The sequence below is a fragment of the Pseudomonas sp. FW507-12TSA genome (assembly GCF_058781435.1).
In genome coordinates, this window is the sequence record NZ_JBYSWT010000041.1 from 44625 (window position 1) to 63373 (window position 18749).

The 18749-nt window shown below is 64.4% G+C and carries 16 protein-coding genes, 4 tRNA genes and 2 pseudogenes; 6 read left to right on the forward strand and 16 right to left on the reverse strand.

Translation table 11 applies throughout. The features are described from left to right. Positions 1-37 precede the first annotated feature (37 nt). Positions 38-982, reverse strand: coding sequence for a LysR family transcriptional regulator (locus AC3WK8_RS28945; protein WP_031321230.1), 945 nt, complete (start codon positions 980-982; stop codon positions 38-40). A gap of 89 nt (positions 983-1071) precedes the next feature. Here AC3WK8_RS28945 and AC3WK8_RS28950 point away from each other — a divergent pair, with 89 nt between their 5' ends. Beyond that, a complete protein-coding gene (locus tag AC3WK8_RS28950; RefSeq protein ID WP_085597209.1) occupies positions 1072-1698 on the forward strand; it encodes an alanyl-tRNA editing protein in 627 nt (208 codons plus the stop codon). 38 nt (positions 1699-1736) lie between these two features. Next, positions 1737-2369 carry a LysE family translocator gene (locus AC3WK8_RS28955; RefSeq protein WP_103326513.1) on the forward strand — a complete coding sequence of 211 codons (633 nt, stop codon included), beginning with the start codon at positions 1737-1739 and terminating at the stop codon, positions 2367-2369. An 18-nt stretch (positions 2370-2387) separates the two neighbouring features. On the opposite strand, the gene AC3WK8_RS28960 is transcribed toward AC3WK8_RS28955, so the two are convergent. The 11 genes from AC3WK8_RS28960 to AC3WK8_RS29010 all read right to left on the reverse strand — a co-directional run bounded on the left by AC3WK8_RS28960 (position 2388) and on the right by AC3WK8_RS29010 (position 11439). Continuing rightward, positions 2388-3362, reverse strand: a complete 975-nt coding sequence (locus AC3WK8_RS28960; RefSeq protein WP_085597211.1) for a CobW family GTP-binding protein — start codon at positions 3360-3362, stop codon at positions 2388-2390. A gap of 64 nt (positions 3363-3426) precedes the next feature. Beyond that, entirely contained in the window at positions 3427-5184 is a 1758-nt protein-coding gene (locus AC3WK8_RS28965) for an amidohydrolase (RefSeq protein ID WP_103326514.1), read from the reverse strand. 254 nt (positions 5185-5438) lie between these two features. Then, positions 5439-6494, reverse strand: a complete 1056-nt coding sequence (locus AC3WK8_RS28970) for an AraC family transcriptional regulator (protein ID WP_085597213.1) — start codon at positions 6492-6494, stop codon at positions 5439-5441. Positions 6495-6552: 58 nt separating this feature from the next. Then, positions 6553-7437, reverse strand: coding sequence for a polysaccharide deacetylase family protein (locus AC3WK8_RS28975; protein WP_085597214.1), 885 nt, complete (start codon positions 7435-7437; stop codon positions 6553-6555). Positions 7438-7500: 63 nt separating this feature from the next. Continuing rightward, positions 7501-8493 (reverse strand): aldo/keto reductase, encoded by a 993-nt coding sequence (locus tag AC3WK8_RS28980; RefSeq protein WP_103326515.1) that lies wholly within the window; start codon positions 8491-8493, stop codon positions 7501-7503. 4 nt (positions 8494-8497) lie between these two features. Then, a complete protein-coding gene (locus AC3WK8_RS28985) occupies positions 8498-9262 on the reverse strand; it encodes an SDR family NAD(P)-dependent oxidoreductase (RefSeq protein WP_103326516.1) in 765 nt (254 codons plus the stop codon). A 36-nt stretch (positions 9263-9298) separates the two neighbouring features. After that, on the reverse strand, positions 9299-10792 hold the full coding sequence (locus AC3WK8_RS28990) for a purine-cytosine permease family protein (RefSeq protein ID WP_103326517.1): 1494 nt from the start codon (positions 10790-10792) through the stop codon (positions 9299-9301). Positions 10793-11024: 232 nt separating this feature from the next. Further along, a tRNA-Gly gene (locus tag AC3WK8_RS28995) sits at positions 11025-11100 on the reverse strand. A 3-nt stretch (positions 11101-11103) separates the two neighbouring features. Then, positions 11104-11179 (reverse strand) — tRNA-Glu (locus AC3WK8_RS29000). A gap of 105 nt (positions 11180-11284) precedes the next feature. After that, positions 11285-11360 (reverse strand) — tRNA-Gly (locus AC3WK8_RS29005). Between the two features lie 3 nt (positions 11361-11363). Next, positions 11364-11439, reverse strand: a tRNA-Glu gene (locus AC3WK8_RS29010). Between the two features lie 395 nt (positions 11440-11834). On the opposite strand from AC3WK8_RS29010, the gene AC3WK8_RS29015 reads away from it, so the two are divergent. Continuing rightward, positions 11835-12593, forward strand: a complete 759-nt coding sequence (locus AC3WK8_RS29015; protein ID WP_022643141.1) for a hypothetical protein — start codon at positions 11835-11837, stop codon at positions 12591-12593. Positions 12594-12656: 63 nt separating this feature from the next. On the opposite strand, the gene AC3WK8_RS29020 is transcribed toward AC3WK8_RS29015, so the two are convergent. From AC3WK8_RS29020 to AC3WK8_RS29030, 3 genes and pseudogenes are all read right to left on the reverse strand, one after another. Further along, a complete protein-coding gene (locus AC3WK8_RS29020) occupies positions 12657-13538 on the reverse strand; it encodes a methyl-accepting chemotaxis protein (RefSeq protein ID WP_371916604.1) in 882 nt (293 codons plus the stop codon). Beyond that, positions 13518-14621: pseudogene (locus AC3WK8_RS29025) on the reverse strand (HAMP domain-containing protein); the annotation flags it as partial. The pseudogene AC3WK8_RS29025 and the gene AC3WK8_RS29020, both read right to left, overlap by 21 nt. A 194-nt stretch (positions 14622-14815) precedes the next feature. Next, a complete protein-coding gene (locus AC3WK8_RS29030) occupies positions 14816-15577 on the reverse strand; it encodes an SDR family oxidoreductase (protein ID WP_053134969.1) in 762 nt (253 codons plus the stop codon). Between the two features lie 236 nt (positions 15578-15813). Between AC3WK8_RS29030 and AC3WK8_RS29035 the strand changes: the two genes are divergently transcribed. Continuing rightward, positions 15814-16818: an NADP-dependent oxidoreductase gene (locus AC3WK8_RS29035; RefSeq protein WP_103327162.1), complete on the forward strand. Its 1005-nt coding sequence runs from the start codon at positions 15814-15816 to the stop codon at positions 16816-16818. A 46-nt stretch (positions 16819-16864) separates the two neighbouring features. On the opposite strand, the gene pyrF is transcribed toward AC3WK8_RS29035, so the two are convergent. Beyond that, complete coding sequence (pyrF, locus tag AC3WK8_RS29040; RefSeq protein WP_058434025.1) at positions 16865-17566, reverse strand: orotidine-5'-phosphate decarboxylase; 702 nt, start codon at positions 17564-17566, stop codon at positions 16865-16867. Between the two features lie 293 nt (positions 17567-17859). On the opposite strand from pyrF, the gene AC3WK8_RS29045 reads away from it, so the two are divergent. Together AC3WK8_RS29045 and AC3WK8_RS29050 are read left to right on the forward strand one after the other, a co-directional pair. After that, positions 17860-18624, forward strand: coding sequence for a response regulator (locus AC3WK8_RS29045; RefSeq protein ID WP_103327166.1), 765 nt, complete (start codon positions 17860-17862; stop codon positions 18622-18624). After that, a pseudogene (locus tag AC3WK8_RS29050) lies at positions 18624-18749 on the forward strand (two-component sensor histidine kinase); the annotation flags it as partial. The gene AC3WK8_RS29045 and the pseudogene AC3WK8_RS29050, both read left to right, overlap by 1 nt.

Below are 18749 nucleotides of genomic sequence, written 5' to 3' on the forward strand. Positions count from 1 at the left end.
CCGGCGGGCCTTTTTCATGGGCGCCGTTTGCCGGCGACTAGGGCGCCCTGCCCGGCCGGCCCAGGGTCGGCTCCTTGGCCAGGCACTCCACCAGGTAATCGATGAACACCCGCAACTTGGGCGGCAGGTAGCGGGTCGGCGAGTGCAGCAGCCAGGCGCCGCCATGGTAGGAGGCCAAGAAGGTCCACTCCGGCAGCACCTGCACGATCAAGCCCTGCTCCAGGGCATGGCGCGCGGTGAAGTACGGCAGGCTGCCGATCCCCAGGTGCTGCAGCACCGCATCCAGGCGTACGCCGGTGTGGTTGGCGGCATAGCGCCCACGCACCGCCACGGTGACCGCCTTGCTGCCCTGGGTGAACTTCCAGCGCGCGTCGCTGGGCGTCTCGCCCAAGTAGATGCAACTGTGCTGGCGCAGGTCCTGGGGATGGACCGGCGTACCGTGCTCCGCCAGGTACTGCGGCGTGGCACACAGCAGATGATCGATGCGCAGCAACTGGCGGCCGATCAACCCTGGCGGCGGCCGGTCGGTGATGCGGATCGCCAGGTCGACATGATCGTCGATCAGGTCGACGTCCCGGTCTTCGTGCAGCAACTCCACATCCACCTTCGGGTAACGCCGCAGGAACTCGGGCATATGCGGGTGCACCACGAAACGCCCCACCGCCTTGGGCACGCTGACCCGCACCACGCCCTGGGCCTCGTGGGTGAACTGGCCGCTGATCTCCATCACCGAACGCGCCGCGCTGACCATCTCGCAGCAACGCTTGAACACTTCCTCGCCACCGTCGCTCAAGCGCAGCTTGCGGGTGGTGCGTTGCAGCAAGCGGGTGGCCAGGGCCTTCTCCAGGCGCGAAACGCTGCGACTCACCGCCGAAGGCGAAGAACCCAGCTGGCGCGCGGCCTCGGAGAAGCTGCCGGTCTCCACCACGCGGACGAAAATGGCCATTTCGGCCAGCAAAGGCAGGGGTAGATTTATGCTCATGACGCAATAGTCCATTGAGTTCCGAACGGATTATCACGCAATCGAGGCCGCCACATAATAAAAAAACACTCACTTGCAAGGTCTCGACCATGACGCTGCGCCTGTATTTCCAAGACGATGAACTGAATGTCCCGGTGCAAGTCCTGGACTGCACCAGGGTGGACGACTCGTTCATCGCCACCCTCGACGCCACGCCCTTCCACCCCCAGGGCGGCGGCCAACCCAGCGACACCGGCTGGATTGGCGAGGCCCGGGTATTGCGGGTGCTGCAGGAGGGTGAACAGATCCTGCACCACCTGTCCCAGCCCCTGGAGCCCGGCTCTTTCATCGCCCGGGTGGACCCGGACCAACGCCTGTTCAACAGCCGCATGCACTCGGCCGGGCACCTGATCGGCCACTTCGGCCAGAGCCAGGGCTGGATACCGGTCAAGGCCCACCACTGGCCGGGCGAAGGCCGGGTGTCGTTCAAGCCGGGGCCGGCAGCCCAGGCCATCGATGCCGACCTGGTGCACAACGCCATCGAGCAATGGATAAGCGCGGACTTGCAACGCCGCATCGAGCTGCAGGACGGCATGCGCCAGGTCGGCTTCGGCCCGCTGCCCACCTTCGGTTGCGGTGGTACCCACGTGTCTCGGCTGCGAGAACTGGGCCAGGTACGAATTGAATCGGTAACGGAAAAAAAGGGCGTGCTCTCGGTCAGCTACGACCTGGCCTGAACCTGCCCTCGCTCGCCCACCTGCTTTGCGGAGTCTCCATGTTGTCCACCTATCTGGGTGAATTCGCCACCCTGGCGCTGGTTCACTTTCTCGCCGTGCTCGCTCCCGGGCCGGACTTCGCCGTCACCATCCGCCAGAGCGTGCGCTTCGGCCGGCTGGTCGGCACCTGCACCGCCCTGGGGATCGGCGCCGGCATCTCGGTCCACGTGCTCTATACCTTGCTGGGGGTCGGGGCCCTGATGCACGCCACGCCCTGGCTGCTGGGCGGCGCCAAGCTGCTGGGCGCCGCCTACATCCTGTACCTGGGCATCAGCCTGCTACGCAGCAAGGCCAAGTCCGCCCTGCCCGGCGACTCGCCCGACCAGGGGCCGCAACCGACGGCGGCCCGGGCCTTCGTCACCGGTTTCCTGACCAACGCCACCAATCCCAAGGCGACCCTGTTCTTCCTGGCGATCTTCACCACCCTGGTCAGCGCCACCACGCCCTTGGCTATCCAGGCGCTGTATGGCGCCTGGATGTGCCTGGTGAACGGAGTGTGGTTCGTCATCGTCGCGCTGTTCTTTTCCAGCGCCCGGGTGCGCTCGCTGTTCATGCGCCTGGGACACTGGTTCGAACGCGGCATGGGCCTGGTCCTGCTGCTGTTCGCCGGGCGCTTGCTGCTCTCGCTCTGAGCCGCCCGGACCGCCATGCTAGCTGACGGCCGCCAATGCCCGGCGGCCGACGCAACGCTCAAGGCAAGCGCGCAATGCATCGGCATCCAGTTGCCTGGACCCGATCACCACCAAATGGCTGCCCGGCGCGTCTTGCTCCGGCCAGGCCCCAGCGGGCTGGATATCCAGGCGCGAGCCCACCAGGTGCAGGATGAAGCGCTGCCCGGGATAGTCCTCCAGCTGGACAAAACCCTTGGCGCGATAGACATGCTCCGCAAACTCCCCCAGGACCTTGCGCAGCTCTTGCAGGGACAAGGGCGCCGCACTCTGCCAGCTGAAGCTGCTGAACAACTGGTCGTGCCGACGGGAGGCCGGCTGGCCGTCATGGCGGGCAAGCGGCACCAGGCGATTGGGACGGATATCGAAAATGAACGGCAGGGGGATGTCGGCAAACACCGCCTCATGGACCTTGGCCCGGGGAAACAGCCACTGGTGCTTGAGCGCCTGCAGGCGCTCGGGGCTCACCAGGTCGACCTTGTTGATCACCACGATGTCGGCGGCAGCCAGTTGTTCCTGGGCCAGGGGCCTGACTTCCTGCGGCAGTTCGCCCTGGCGTTCGGCATCGAGCAGTACCACCACGGTGTCCAGGGCCAGCCGCTGGCGAAACTGCGGGTACCTCAAGGTGTGCACCACCCGCCCGGGATCGGAGACGCCACTGGTTTCGATCAGGATATGCTCGGGCCGCCCCTCGACCATGCTGCACAACTTCTCGAGTTGCTCGATGAGATCGCTTTCCACCGTGCAGCAAATACAGCCATTGGCCAGGCTGGTGATGTTTTGCGTGGCACTGACGATCAAACCGGCATCGATGTTTATCTCACCGAAATCATTGACCATGACGGCGATCTTCAATCCATGGTCGCCATTGAGGATACGGTTCAACAAAGTGGTTTTTCCGGAGCCGAGAAAGCCGGAGATGACACTCACATGAATGGTTGGAAGTATCGATGACATTGTTTTCTCACCCTTGAAAGTTCAGAGCGCTCAGCGCGCGAATGACTGGCACACCCGCAACCAGCTACATCTTGTCGTAGAACCGCGGCAGGTCCTTGCGCCAGCGCGCCTGCCAGGACGTGCCGCCGAAACGATTATGCCGATCCCAGACCACGCTGCCTTCCAGGACGGTGAGCTCGACCTGGGTGTTGTGGATATTGCCCCGGGGCTCGAGCTCGAACAGGTTGCGGTCGAGCACGATCAGGTCCGCCGACTTGCCCACCTCGATGCTGCCGCAACGATGCTCAAGCTCCATGCACCAGGCGCCGTTGATGGTCATCACGCGGATCGCCTGCTCCAGGGAAATGGGGCTGCCGTAGTAACGCTCGTCGCTCTGATCCCAGGGGTTCTGGCGGGTGATCATGGTCTCGAAGCCGATCCACGGGTTGATGTTGGATACCGGCCAGTCGGTGCCCATCACCGCCACCCCGCCGGCCTCGAGCACGCCCTTGAAGTTGAACAGGCGCTGGGAGCGCTCCTCGCCATTGGCTTGGGCCCGGGCCATGGAGAACGGATAGGGATACCAGGCTACCGGGGAGAAGTCGGCGGTGACCTGCAGCTCCTTGAAACGCGGCAGGTTCTCGTTCAGCAGTACCGATGAATGCGCACAGTGATGGCGTACGCCGTCGGGCCCATTGCGCCGCCGGGCCTCGGCCACCGCGTCGAGGAAAATATCCGACGCCGCATCGCCGGTGCAGTGGGCGATCACGCGGATGCCCTGGCGGTCCAGGTCCACCACCAGGTCGGTGATGTGCTCCGGGGTCAGGTTCAGGCTGCCGCGCCACTGCCCGGCGCCGCTGTAGGGCGTGGCGAAATACGAGGACTGGGTCTCGTGGGTGCCGTCGAAGTGGAACTTCACCGCGCCGGCATTCAAGCGGGCACTGCGATAGAAGTGCCGCTCGCCGGCGAGCAACTCCCAACGCCGCCTGACCGGGAAGATATCGTCTTGCCAACTGATCGCCGCCTCGACCCGCAGCGTCAGGTCCCCGGCATCGTCCAGGGCCTTGAGGGCATTGAGGCGATGCTCGCAGACGTGTACGTACTTGGTCCCGACCACCCCGCGACCGGTCTGGTACTGCACGCCTTCGCCATAGGCGCGGACCAGGGCGTGCATCGGGGTGGGCGGCATCGCCGCATGGATCATGGCGTAGCCACCGTCCACCAGGATGCCGCTGGGCTCGCCGGTCACCGAGTCGCGGACGATGTAGCCGTTGGCCGGGTCCTTGGTCTGCGCATCGATGCCGGCCAGCTCCAGGGCCTTGGAGTTGACCATGATCGAACCCCAGGAGCGGTCGAGGATCGCCACCGGGCGATCGGCGATGATCCGGTCCAGCCAGGCACGGCCAGGCTCGATCCCGGCCTTGCGAAACTCGAAGTGGACGAAGTATTGCCCGTAGATCCAGCCGTCGCCCGGATGCTCGCTGGCGTACTTGAGGATGCTGGCCTCGATGTCTTGCGGCGTGGGGCTGTCCAGGCCGACCTCCAGGTAGCCCGAGTAGCCTGGCGCCAGGGCCAGGTCGGGGTGGGTATGCATGTCATAGATACCCGGCATGGCGAACGCACCTTCCAGGTCCACCACCCGGGTGTGTTCATCGACATGCGCCTGGATCTGGGCATTGCTGCCTACCGCGACGAAGACCCCGTCCTTTATCGCCACCGCCTCGGCCCAGGGTTGTCGTTCATCGACGGTGTAGATGCTGCCGTTGATGAATACCGTGTCGGATTTTGCGGTGCCATGCCCGGTGTGGCTCGACTTGAAGTTGTTGTTCTTCTTGCTGTTCATGTGAACACCTTCGCCAGGGATATCTAGCGAACAAGATCCATCAACCCCAACGTGCCCTCAATATCATCTTCCGGCATTCGAATATCATTAGCAGGCCGTTGAAAAACTAACTGCGTTGCCATCGCTGCGTTAAAAACAGGCTCAAAATGCTCATTTACCCCATGTAAACTGCGCTTTTTCGCCTGTTTTTGCCTTGCGCTGGCTGCCTCGCCTACGTTTTTCAACAGCCTGTTAGGCGGCAACCGGCAAGTTGATCACCGAGCGACTTGTTCCAGGCCGAAACGACACTCCTGGGCAGTCATGCCGAACCACTTCTTGAACGCTCGGTAGAAGTTCGGCGGATAGTCATAACCCAGGGTGTAACTAACTTCCTGCAAGGGAATACGAGTCTTCTCCAGGTACTCCCTGGCCAGCCCCATGCGCACCTCGAGGACCACCGTGCGGTAATTGACTCCGGCCCTGGCCAGGTGCCGGTAGAAAGTCACCGGGGTCATCCTGAACCGTTCGGCCATGGCCTCGAGGCTGGGAAACTCGCGCTGGGGATTCATCAGCAAGCGACGCCGCACCTCATCGATCAGATCGCTCTTGTTGCCATCGAGCTGGGCCATGACCAGCAGGCATTGTTCATGACACAGGCGCGACGTAGAGGGGTTGGCCGCCGGAAACGGCAATTCGTACCAGGCTTCGGGAAACGACAATCGGGTGCAGGGCCGGGAAAACTCGATCCGCCCAGGAAAGATCTCGCCATAGAGCGCCTTGTAGGCCGGCGCCGGGTAATCCAGTTCAAGGCGCAGCTCCCGACTGCCGCTGACTGCGGGCAGGCGCTGGCAGATCCAGTGCCAGGTGGAGGCCAGCCATTCCTCCTGCAAGCCCCGGATATTGCTCGGGTGCAGGGGCGAATCGAGTATCACCTCGACCCGCCCGTCGCACACCTGCCTGGTGCCGTTCAGCGGATGGGGCAGCAACGGCGTGCTGCCGAAGGTCAGGTCCCAGGACTTGCGCAGGTTTTCCGCACTCAGGCAGGCATACCCCAAGAGGCCGATATCGGTGATGTCGTAGAGCGCTCCCAGGCGCAGGTAGAAGCCCTGCTCGGCCATGGTCTCGGGGATTTGCTCGAGCAACTGGTAGTACTGCCGGAAACTCAGGCCGTGTTCGTCGCCGGCCAGCACGGCCTTGGCGTCGACACCCACCTGGTGCAGCGCCGCCGACAAGTCGAACGGCGGGGCAAAGTCCCGCAGGCAGCGACGCAGATGCCGCAGGAAGTTGGCGGCGATACGATTGGTTTCCTGCGTGGCGATCAAGCGCACCATGTTCCTGCTCTCCTCCCGGCAACCTGTGCTCACAGCAGGCTAGCCCCATAAGCGTCATTCAATAAGGCCAGTGGTAAGGCGCATGCACCCGTGGCGCCAGCTCCAGCGAGCGGACATGCTCGGCGATGTCCCCCAGCGAAGCGAACCAGATGCGCTCGTCGTCCAACAGGCGCTCGATCATCTGCTCCATGGCGTGGATGCGCGACGCACGTCCGCTGACGAAGGGATGGTTGACCAGGTTGAACAGGCCGCCATAACGCACCTGGGCCTCGATCTCCGTCCACCACAGCTCGTGTACCTTGCGCGGAGTCTCGATGGGGCGGCCATCGTCGAAACCGGGAATCCAGTTGTATTGCTCCCAATCGTCGCTGGACCAGTGGAACGGCAATTCCACCAGGGTCCGCCCGCTGCCATCGCCGACATCCAGCAGGTACGGAGCGTCGCTGTCCATCAGCGAGCTGTCGTAGTGAAAACCGCGATCGGCCAGCAATGGCGGCGTGAGGAAGGACATTTCACCCAAGGGTGCGCGAAAGGCCCGGGGACGCATCCCGGCGACCCGCTCCAGGGCCTCCAGGCCGCGATCGAGTACATCCGCTTCCTGTTGCGCGCTCATGTCCCGCAAAGGCTCATGCAGGTAGCCGTGGTGGCCGATCTCGTGCCCGCCATCGACGATGGCGCGCACCATATCGGGATAACGCTCGGCGGTATAGCCGGGGATGAAGAAAGTGCTGCGCAAGCCATAACGCCGCAGGACATCGAGAATCCGCGGCACCCCGACCTCGGGCCCGAACATCTGGTGGGTCATCATCGCCAGGCGATACCGGGCCACGGGATCGTTGCTCAGGATCGCGGCTTCGGCGTCGACGTCGAAGCTCCAGGCCACGGCGGCCTGCTTGCCATGGGGCCAGGGAAAGCGCGGCAGATCGGGGAGTGATCCGGACATATGAGGGTCCTCAAGAAAATATCGATGGAGACAGGGTGTCGGGGCCGGTACTCCGGCGGCCGTTCACCACTGCACGAATTCGGGCCGGGACAGCCGCCAGGACAGGCGGTCCAGGCAGGCCAGTTGCTCCTGGTCCAGGCGGATGGCAGGCGACCAGGAGGCCTCGGCCAGTTGCTCGAGCCGGTCCGGACCGATGAGGGTCGAGGTGACGCCCGGCTGCGCCTGGGTCCAGGCCAGGGCCACGGCGGCCACCGGGACCTGCAGGTCCCGGGCGATCTGCTGCAGGGCCTCGAGCAGTTGCCAGCCCTCCTCCACGCAGTACTGCGCCAGGAAGCGCGCCCGCGATCCGCAAGGTGCCTGGCGCAGCGGCACCGCCCCGGCCAGAAAACCGCTGGCCAGGCTGGAGTAGGTGACAATGCCCAGCCCATGGTCCAGGGCGATGCGTTGCAGTGCCGGTTCGTACTCGCCACGGTTGAGCAGGTTGAAACGTGGTTGCTCCACCTGGATCGCCGGATACCCGCTGCCGCGCCGGGCCAGGTCCAGCAGCGGTGTGAGCAAGTCGCCGAAGGCCTCCAGCCACTCCTCGGGATGGGCCTGGGGATCGGGCCAATGGGCATACAACACATCGATGCACTCGGTACGCAGGCGCCGCAGGCTGTCCTCCACTGCACGCATGATGTGGGCCCGGGTCAATCCTTCGCCGTCGGCCCCCTCCCACATGCGCGCCCGCACCTTGGTGGTCAGCACCAGGTCATCGCGCCCGCCCCGGGTTTGCAACCAGCGGCCGATGATGTCTTCGCTCATGCCGACATGGGCCCGGTTGGCAGCGAACTGCTCGGTGCTCTGGTCACCGCCATACATGTTGGCGGTATCGATCAGGTTGCCGCCCGCTGCGCGGTAGGCGTCGAGGATCCGCATCGATTGCACGTCACTGGCGGTCCAGCCGAACTGCATCGTGCCCAGGGCCACCGGCGATACCCGCAGCCCCGTGCGCCCCAGCACCCGCCGTGCCCCCAGGGCCGTGGCCACCGTCGTACCGCATGCTTGTGGAGCCATGGCGTCAATACCCCGCGATGATCTGGCCGCCGTTGATGGCGATGGTCTGGCCGGTCAGGTAGGCGGCTTCGGCGGATGCCAGGAAACACACCAGCCGGGTGATTTCCCAGGCATCGCCCCAGCGTCCCAGGGGGATGCTCTTGCAATCCTCGGCGATCGCGTCGGGGCCGTAGTCGGCGGCCATCCGCGTGGCCACGCTCCCCGGGGCCACGGTATTGACCAGGATGCCCTTGGGCCCCAGTTCCACTGCCAGGTTGCGCGCCAAGCCCAGCAACGCGCCCTTGGCTGCGCAGTAGGCATGGCCGAAGCCCGGACCGCGCTGGGCCCACATCGAGGAGATGATGACGATCCGTGGGTGGCGGCTCTGTTCCAACCAGGGCAGCGCCGCCCGGCACAGGTTCCGGGCCCCACCCACATGTACCGCCATGGTCCGGTCCCAGTCGGCATCGTCGGTGTCGAGCAGGCCCTGCTGGGCGTGCACGGTGCCAGCGTTGGAGACCAGGGCGTCGATCCCGCCGAACAGCTGTGCGGTACGGGCCACCGCCGCCTCCACCGCTGGGCGATCGCTCATGTCGACCTTCAGTGCCAGCAACGGTCCGAGGCCGGCGAGTTGCACCCTAGCCTGCCCCAGCGCGGTTTCATCGATATCGAAAATCGCCACCCGGGCTCCGCGCCGCAGCAACTCGGCCGCATGTTCCGCGCCCATGCCCTGGGCACCTCCGGTGACGATGACGCAACTATCTGCGAAAACAGCGGGACCTGAAGCCATGGTCGGGATACTCCTGGACAGACGAAGGAAGGAAAGTCAGTGCAAGTGGATTTCACGGGGCGCCGCCCCCGCCGCCTCCCGGGTGCCCAGCCCGGGGCCCGAAGGCCCGAAGACATAGGCCGGCTCGGGATAGAGCAGCAGCGACAGATAGAACAGCAGGCCGCCGCAGACGAAAGCCACGACGAAGCTCAGGTCCAGGCCTCCAGCCAGGTGGGCCCAGGGCCCGGTATACAGCGGCGGTGCCGCGCAGAAGGCCAGGCCCAGTAGCGCGGCGGCCAGCCAGGCAGCCGTGGCCCGCCAATTGATGCCGCGGACATACCAGTAGCGCCCGCCGGTCTGTGCCCGGGTGAAGACCTGCAGGTCATCGCAGTGGTAGTGGCCACGCCGCTGGGCATAGCCGATGGTCATGATCAGGATCCAGGGCGCGGTGATCACCAGCAGCAAGACCAGGAAGGCATTGACCACGCTGACCGCACTCCAGGCAAACACCCCCAGGTAGACCAGCGCCACGGCGACCATCGCGATTCCCAGCGTGGCTTGCTGGCGATTCAGGCGCGGGATCAACGACGAGGTGTCCAGCCCGGTGCCGTAGAGGCCGACCGTCGCCTGGGCGATGCCGGCGACCAGGCCCAGCAGCACCAGGCCGGCGACATACCAGGAGGGTGAATGGGAGATCAGCGCCGGGATGAAGTTGGCCGCCTCGCCGGCGAAGCTGACGCAGACGAAGGCACCCCAGAGCATGGGCCCGCCCATGCCCAGGACGCCGCCGAAAAAGGTGCAGGCCATGATGCTCGGGCAGGAGTGGCGCTGGGGATCGATATAGCGCGTCCAGTCACCGACGAAGACGCCATAGGACAGCACCACCGAGGCATTGATCAGCATGCTGCTGATCCAGGTCCGCCAGAAATCGCCCAGGGCATATTCCCCGCCGGCGTAACCGGCATCGAAACCCTCGCCGAATGCCAGCAAGCCGAGCAACAGCACCGCGCTCATCAACGGCATCATCAGGCGCTCCTGGATACGCACCAACAGATGAAAACCGCGTACCGCCACCACTATCACCACGATCGCGATGAGGGCGTAGCAGGCGGCCTGGTGCAATGGCCCGGGAGTGATCCCCATCATTCTGCCGAAACCCGCCGCCAGGGCATCGCCGCTGGTCCAGATGGTGATGGCGATGAAACCCAGGGCCGAGAACAAGGCCAGGCAGGTGCCGATGAAACGTCCGGCGACACCGAAATGCGCGCCACTGGACACCGCGTTGTTGGTGCCGGTGCGCGGGCCGAACAGGCTCATGGGCGCCAGCAGCAGGGAACCGATCAGGCAGCCGCAAAGGATGGAAGCGACCGAAGCCCACCAACTCAGGCCGAACAGGATGGGAAAGGAGCCGAAGATGATGACGCTGTAGGTCAGGTTGCTGCCGTACAAGACCGTGAATACATGCCAGGGGCGGTAGTTTCTTTCACCGACCGGGACAGTGTCGACACCACGGCTTTCGATGGTGGTGGCAGAAGGCGATCCGGGGGTCATCGACGCATACCTTTATTCTTATAGGTAGGGGCAAGTTGCTTTCGATGGAGAAACTAGGTCCCGGCGCCATTGGATTCAATATCATATTCGATCAATCAAATATCATTTTCCGACATGATTGCAGGCCGCTGGAGCCCCCCGGACAAGGGCACGCGATAAACCAACGTAGTGAAGAGACTTTTATGAAACGCAAACAAAAACGCCGCTCGAATGAGCGGCGTTTTTGTGAATTTGGAGCGGGAAACGAGACTCGAACTCGCGACCCCGACCTTGGCAAGGTCGTGCTCTACCAACTGAGCTATTCCCGCAAATGGCGTCCCCTAGGGGACTCGAACCCCTGTTACCGCCGTGAAAGGGCGGTGTCCTAGGCCACTAGACGAAGGGGACACGCTACCCGCAACACATGGTGTGTGTTTCGGACTCCAGAACCGCATCCGAAGACTTGGATTCTGGTTTCACTCAGCCTCGCCCGAAGGCCAGACCGTTTAAAATTGGAGCGGGAAACGAGACTCGAACTCGCGACCCCGACCTTGGCAAGGTCGTGCTCTACCAACTGAGCTATTCCCGCAATTGGCGTCCCCTAGGGGACTCGAACCCCTGTTACCGCCGTGAAAGGGCGGTGTCCTAGGCCACTAGACGAAGGGGACACGCTACAACATTCACTCCCTTCAGCGTTTCGCGCTTTGCTTTCCGCTGAAAGTGGCGCGCATTCTATGGATGCTTTGGAAGGTCGTCAACCCCCAGATATAACTTTATTTAAATCAATGACTTCGAGGCTGTTTTCAGGTCGCCACAGGCTTTTATGCCGTCCGGGCTTTGACGCCTATATTCTGTCACCCGCCAAGGCGTTATAGTCCTCGCAGCCGGCGATATCAATTTGAACCCAGTGGCCACCTCCGGCCCTGCCCTGCTATGCCTGATAGAAGTAGAAGGCGCACGCACAATCCATCCCGGCTCGTCGAGCGGCGCTATGCGCCCAAATGCCAAGCCACTACACTCGCACGCGAAATCCTATAACGAGGTTTTAACGGTGACACCACTCATGATCACCCTGCTGGTAATAGCCGGGATCGCACTATTGATCGCCATTGGCTACATGAACCATGTGGTGGAAAACAACAAACTGGAAAAGGCCCGCACCAAGGTCGAACTCAATGACCGCCTGCGCCGCTGCGGCGAAATCACCGAAACCTTCCCCGGCCAGTTCATGTCGCCAGGCCTCAAGCTGCTGCTGACTCGCCTGGAACTCAACGTCGTGCAGCGCATGCTCAACCTCGACAAATCCGACGCCAAGCTCAAGGCCCGCCTGGCCGAGCTCAACACCCTGGTGGGCCAGGGCGAATCGATTCCGGTGAACAACCCGCCCTCGCCGATCCAGACCGAAGCCAAGGCCAAGGACGTGCGCTTTCTGCTGGAGGCCATGCACGGCCAAGTGACCCGCGCCGCCCACGACGGTTTCCTGCAGCCCAACGAAGCCAAGCGCTGGATCAAGGAGATCCGCCATATCCTGGTCCTGCTGCACATCGAGTTCTTCAACAACCTGGGGCAATACGCACTGCAGCAGAACCAGCCCGGCCAGGCCCGCCTGGCCTTCGAACGCGGCGTGCAGTACCTGCGCAAGCAGCCGGAGCCCAAGGCCTACAGCGAGCAGCTGGAGTACCTGGACAAGCTCCTGGCCCGCGCCAACGCCATGGTGCTGTCGACCCTGGAGCCAGCCGAGGATGAGGTCAACGAGTTGACCCAGGGCCTGAAGGAAGTGGAAGCCGACGCCGACTGGAAGAAGAAGGTCATCTACGACTGATCGACCGCAGGTGCCCGGCCCCGCGCCGGGTACCTGCGCAGCGCGACACCGCCCTCCCCGCCGCTACAGGCGGAAATGCCCCACCATGGATTTCAACTCGCTCCCCAATTGCGCCAGCTCGATGCTCGAGGCCGCGCTGCCCTGCATCGCCTGCGAAGACTGATCGGCACTGGCGCGAATGCTGGTCACGCTGCGGTTGATCTCTTCGGCCACCGAACTCTGCTGCTCGGCGGCCGCGGCGATCTGCTGGTTCATCTGCTGGATCAGGGACACCGCCGCAGCGATGCTGCCCAGGGCGCTCTCGGTCTGCAACGCATCGCTGACCGCCTGCTTGACCAACTCCCCACTGCCCTGGATCTGTCGCACCGAAGCATCGGCCGCGGCGTGCAGGGTCGCCACCAGGCGGGTGATTTCCTCGGTGGACTGCTGGGTCCGCTTGGCCAGCGCCCGGACTTCGTCGGCCACCACCGCGAACCCACGCCCCTGCTCACCGGCCCTGGCCGCTTCGATGGCGGCATTCAGGGCCAGCAAGTTGGTCTGCTCGGCCACGCTCTTGATCACATCCAGCACGCTGCCGATGTTGTCGATTTCCGCGCTCAGGCTCTGGATGCCGCTGCTGGCCTGGTTCGCGGAGTCGGCCAGTTGCTCGATCCGCTGCATGCTCTGGCGCACCACCTGCTGGCCGCTCTCGACCTTGTCGTCCGCCGCCTGGGCCGCCAGGGCCGCCTCCTCGGCATTGCGCGCCACATCGTGAACCGTGGCGGTCATCTGGTTCATGGCAGTGGCCACCTGCTCGGTCTCTTCTTTCTGGGTGCTGACTTCGAGGTTGGTCTGCTCAGTCACCGCCGACAGCGATTGTGCCGAGCTGGCCAGGCGCTCGATCCCGGATTGCAGGCCGCTGACGATACCGCTCAAGCCGCCGCCCATCTGCTGCATGGCTTGCATCAACTGACCGATCTCGTCGCGCCGGGTCACGCTCACCGTGGCACTGAGATCACCGGCGGCAATCTGCTGGGCCACCTGCATCACACTGCGCAGCGGCCGGACGATCAACCGGGTGATACCCAGCGCCGCCAGCAACCCGGCCAATAGCGCCAGGGCCGAGGAACCGAGGATCAGCAACGAGTTCTTCGCAAGCTCCTCCTGCATCGCCTGGTCCTGGGCGGCATAGGCCTGGTCGACCTGCTGCATCACCTGGGCGGCCCGCTCGTGCAACCGCTGGTAGACCTGCTGTTCCTGAACCAGCAGGTCGGTGTACTCGTTGAGTTTCTCGCTGAAATTGCCGATGTGCCCCGAGACCTCGTTGAGGACCGTCTGGTAACCGGCATCCTTGACGCTGGCCTTCAGCTGCTCCACCAGGGCCAGGGCCTGCTCGGCCTGTTCGATCTTGCCCTGCCCGGCCGCCTCCTGGTCGCCGCCCTTGCGGTTCTGGTCCAGGCGCACCCGGGCCTCGTTCATGGCTTGCAGCATCAAGCGCGAGACCTGGCTGATCTGGTTGGCCTGCTCGATGAACTCGGCGCCCTCCTTGCCCTGGGACTCTTTCAAGCCATAGGCGCCGTCGTCCGCCAGGCCGGCTTGCAGTACGTCGAGGTTGTTGGCCACGCTGGATACCGACCAACTGGCCATCTCCAGCGCCAGGTCCTTGGCCTGGGTCAGCTCGACGAATCCATCGAAAGCCTGGCGATAGTCCGCCAGCATCCCGTCGACCTGGCCCATGGTCGCCGGGTTGCCCGGCTCTTCGAGTTGGCGGGCCAGGGCCAGCAGCGCATCCAGGTTCTCGCGCAGGCTATCGACGCTCTGGTTGTCACCGTGCAGCGCATACCCCTGCTCCAGCAGCCGGACCTTGAGCACGCCACTGTTGAGCTGCGACATGCGCTTGAGGCCCTCGAAGCGCTGGCTGACGGTTTGCAGGGACCAGAGGCCGATGCCGGCCACCAGGGCCGTCAACAGCAACACCAGGGCGAAGCCCACCCCCAACTTCCTGGCCATGCCCAGGTTGGCAAAGCGTCCACTTGCGGCCGTCGTCATGCTGCGAACTCCCCTCAAGTCCCCAATGGCTGCAAGGCCATGGTTTTTTTCGAAGGGTGGCAACGGCGTGCACCGACGCACAAGCCTCTGGTGTCGCAATAGTGGCAAAAACCACGCTAGAGGTCGTTTTCAGGACGCTGGAGGTCGATTCCATCATCGCCCCGGCGCCTTGGTCGCCAGGGCGGCGATATCGATCAGATGGCCGTGGCGCCACCGTCGACGGCCAGTGCATGGCCGGTGGTGAAGGCGGCGCCATCGCTGCACAGGTAGAGCACGGCGCTGGCGATTTCCTCGACCTTGCCAATGCGCCCCACCGGGTGCATGGCCGCGGCGAACTCGGCCTTCTTCGGGTCTGCCTCGTAGGCCCGGCGGAACATGTCGGTGTCGATCACCGCCGGGCACACCGCGTTGACCCGGATCTTCTTCTTGGCGTACTCGATGGCCGCCGACTTGGTCAGGCCGATCACCGCGTGCTTGGAAGCGGCGTAGATGCTCATCTTCGGCGCGGCCCCCAGGCCCGCCACCGACGCGGTGTTGACGATGGCCCCGCCGCCCTGGGCCAGCAGCAGCGGCAGCTGGTACTTCATGCACAACCACACACCCTTGACGTTGACCCCCATGATGGCGTCGAACTCGTCCAGCGAGCCCTCGGCCAGACGGCCCTTCTCGATCTCGATCCCGGCATTGTTGAAGGCGTAGTCCAGGCGACCGTAAGCCTCGATGGTGCGGGCCATGAGCTGCTGGACATCGGCCTCGCGAGTGACGTTGCAGGACACGAACAGCGCTTCGCCACCGGCTTCGCGGATCAGCGCCACGGTGCCTTCGCCGCCGGCCGCATCCAGGTCCGCCACCACCACCTTCAACCCTTGGGCGGCGAACGCCTGGGCGGTGGCCCGGCCGATCCCGTTGGCCGCGCCGGTCACCAGGGCCACCTGGCCGGAAAACGTCATGCTCATGCAAAGCTCCTCAATCCAGTACGGGCCCAATACCCTGGCCCATCTAGCCATAGAGCACAGACGCCGCGGCAGCACTATCAGGCATCCGTTTGCCACTCCATGCATCCCGGTGATGAAGGCCCCGGGCCATTTATCACGCCCCTGGATCGTGGCTCATTCGCCGGGCAGGCACGCCTTGCGGCTGCCGGCCCGAGGGTCTATCAACTAGGGTTTCATCCAATTCTCGAGGACCTGCCATGACCAGCCTGACCAACCGCCAGTTCCTGCTCTCCAAGCGTCCCGTTGGCGCGGCCAGCCGCGATACCTTCACCTACCAGCAAGTGGCCGTGACCGAGCCCGGCACCGGCCAGATCCAGGTGCGGAACCAGTACCTGTCCCTGGACCCGGCCATGCGTGGCTGGATGAACGAAGGCAAGTCCTACATCCCACCAGTGGGGATCGGCGAGGTGATGCGGGCCCTCGGCGTGGGCCAGGTGACCGCCTCCAAGCACCCGGATTTCGCCGTCGGCGACTACGTCAATGGCGCCCTGGGGGTACAGGACTACTTCGTTGGCGAACCCCGTGGTTTCTACAAGATCGACCCACGGCTGGCGCCACTGCCACGCTACCTGTCGGTACTGGGAATGACCGGCATGACCGCCTACTTCGCCCTTCTGCAGGTCGGTGCGCCCAAGGCCGGGGAAACCGTGGTGCTGTCCGGGGCCGCCGGCGCGGTGGGCAGCATTGCCGGGCAGATCGCCAAGCTCAAGGGCTGCCGGGTGATAGGCATCGCCGGCGGCCAGGACAAGTGCCGCTTCCTCGTCGAGGAACTGGGCTTCGACGGGGCCATCGACTACAAGAGCGAAGACGTCCAGGCCGGCCTCAAGCGCGAATGCCCCAAGGGGGTCGACGTGTATTTCGACAATGTCGGCGGCCAGATCCTCGATGCCGTGCTCACTCGCCTGAACCTCAAGGCCCGGGTGGTGATCTGCGGCGCCATCAGCCAGTACAACAACAAGGAAGCGGTCAAAGGGCCGGCAAACTACCTGTCGCTGCTGGTCAACCGGGCGCGCATGGAAGGCTTCGTGGTGATGGACCATGCGGCGCAGTTCGCCGCCGCCGGGCAGGAGATGGCCGGCTGGATGGCCAAGGGGCAGCTCAAGAGCAAGGAGGACATCGTCGAGGGCCTGGAAACCTTCCCGGAAACCCTGGCGAAGCTGTTCAGCGGCGAGAACTTCGGCAAGCTGGTGCTCAAGGTCTGAGCCCAGGGTCAAGCTGCGGGAGCCGGCACGCCGGCTCCCGTGGGTGTCACAGGGCCAGTTCGGCCACGACGTCGGCCAGGGCCTTGGCCGGATCGGCTGCCTGGCTGATGGGACGGCCGATGACCAGGTAATCGGAACCGGCATCCAGGGCCTGGCGCGGAGTGAGGATCCGCCGCTGGTCGTCCTGGGCGCTGCCCGCAGGGCGAATCCCCGGAGTCACCAGTTGCAGGGACGGGTGGGCGCTCTTGAGCGCCTGGGCTTCCAGGGCCGAGCACACCAGGCCATCCATGCCGGCCTTCTGCGCCAGGGCGGCCAGGCGCAACACCTGTTCCTGGGGCTCGATGTCCAGGCCGATGCCAGCCAGGTCCTCGCGCTCCATGCTGGTGAGCACGGTGACGCCGATCAGCAGCGGCTGCGGGCCACTGCGCTTGTCCAGCTCCTCACGGCAAGCGGCCATCATGCGCAGGCCGCCGGAGCAGTGGACGTTGACCATCCAGACGCCCATTTGCGCAGCAGCCTTGACGGCCATCGCGGTGGTGTTGGGGATGTCGTGGAACTTCAGGTCCAGGAACACTTCGAAACCCTTGTCGCGCAGGGTGCCGACAATCTCGGCGGCGCAGCTGGTGAACAGCTCCTTGCCGACCTTGACCCGGCACAGTTTCGGGTCCAGTTGATCGGCCAGTTTCAGTGCGGCGTCACGGGTGGGGAAATCCAGGGCGACGATGATAGGTGTCTGGCAGGCGGACATGAAAAGGCTCTCAGGCAAGTCGAAATCGGCGCGGATTGTAGCGCAAGCCGCGTCGCTCCGGGACCCGCTGTGCGCTAATTCGTCCGCGACAAGGCGCCGGGCCGACGATCAGGCCGACCTGTGTATCAATCCCGATACACTGACGACACGTCGGCAACATCCCCCGCCGCTACCCTCGCCTGCCGCAACACATTCGAACAGCACTTCCAGCCTCCGGGCCGGACGCCTATGCTGAAGCCATAACCTCGCCGTCGCCGCCCGGCAACGACAGCCTACCTGGCAGATGATCGCCCATGCACAACACCCCAGCCCCCTTCAGCGACGACAGCAAAGCCCCGCTCAATGGCGACGACAAGCGCTGGAATACCCGGGCCTTGATCGTCGATGACGACGTACCGATCCGCGAACTGCTGATCGGCTACTTGGCACGCTTCAACATCCACGCCAGTGGCGTCACCGATGGCGCCGCAATGCGCCAGGCCTTGCAAACCGAGCATTTCGACGTGGTGGTGCTCGACCTCATGCTCCCGGGTGAAGACGGGTTGTCCCTGTGCCGCTGGCTACGTAACGAATCGGACATCCCGATCCTGATGCTCACCGCCCGCTGCGAACCCACCGACCGCATCATCGGCCTGGAACTGGGGGCCGACGACTACATGGCCAAGCCCTTCGAACCCCGGGAACTGGTGGCGCGGATCCAGACCATCCTGCGCCGGGTACGCGACGACCGCAGCGAGCAGCGGAGCAGCATCCGCTTCGACAACTGGCGCCTGAACAGCGTCCTGCGCCAGCTGATATCCGCCGATGGCCTGGTGGTGCCGCTGTCCAACGCCGAATTCCGCCTGCTCTGGGTATTCCTCGAACGTCCACGCCGAGTGCTGAGCCGCGAGCAATTGCTGGATGCCGCCCGCGGGCGCTCCATCGAGGCCTTCGATCGCAGCATCGACTTGCTGGTGTCGCGCCTGCGGCAGAAGCTCGGCGAGGATCCGAAATCACCGCAACTGATCAAGACCGTGCGTGGCGAAGGCTACCTGTTCGACGCCCGGGACATAGGCTGATGCGTGGGCGCTTCGATACGCTGTTCGGCCGCCTGTTCGGCGTCTTGCTGATCGCGATCGTACTCGCCCACCTGCTGGCCTTCTTCTGGTTCCAACACTACGGCCCTCCACGCCCGCCGCCGCCC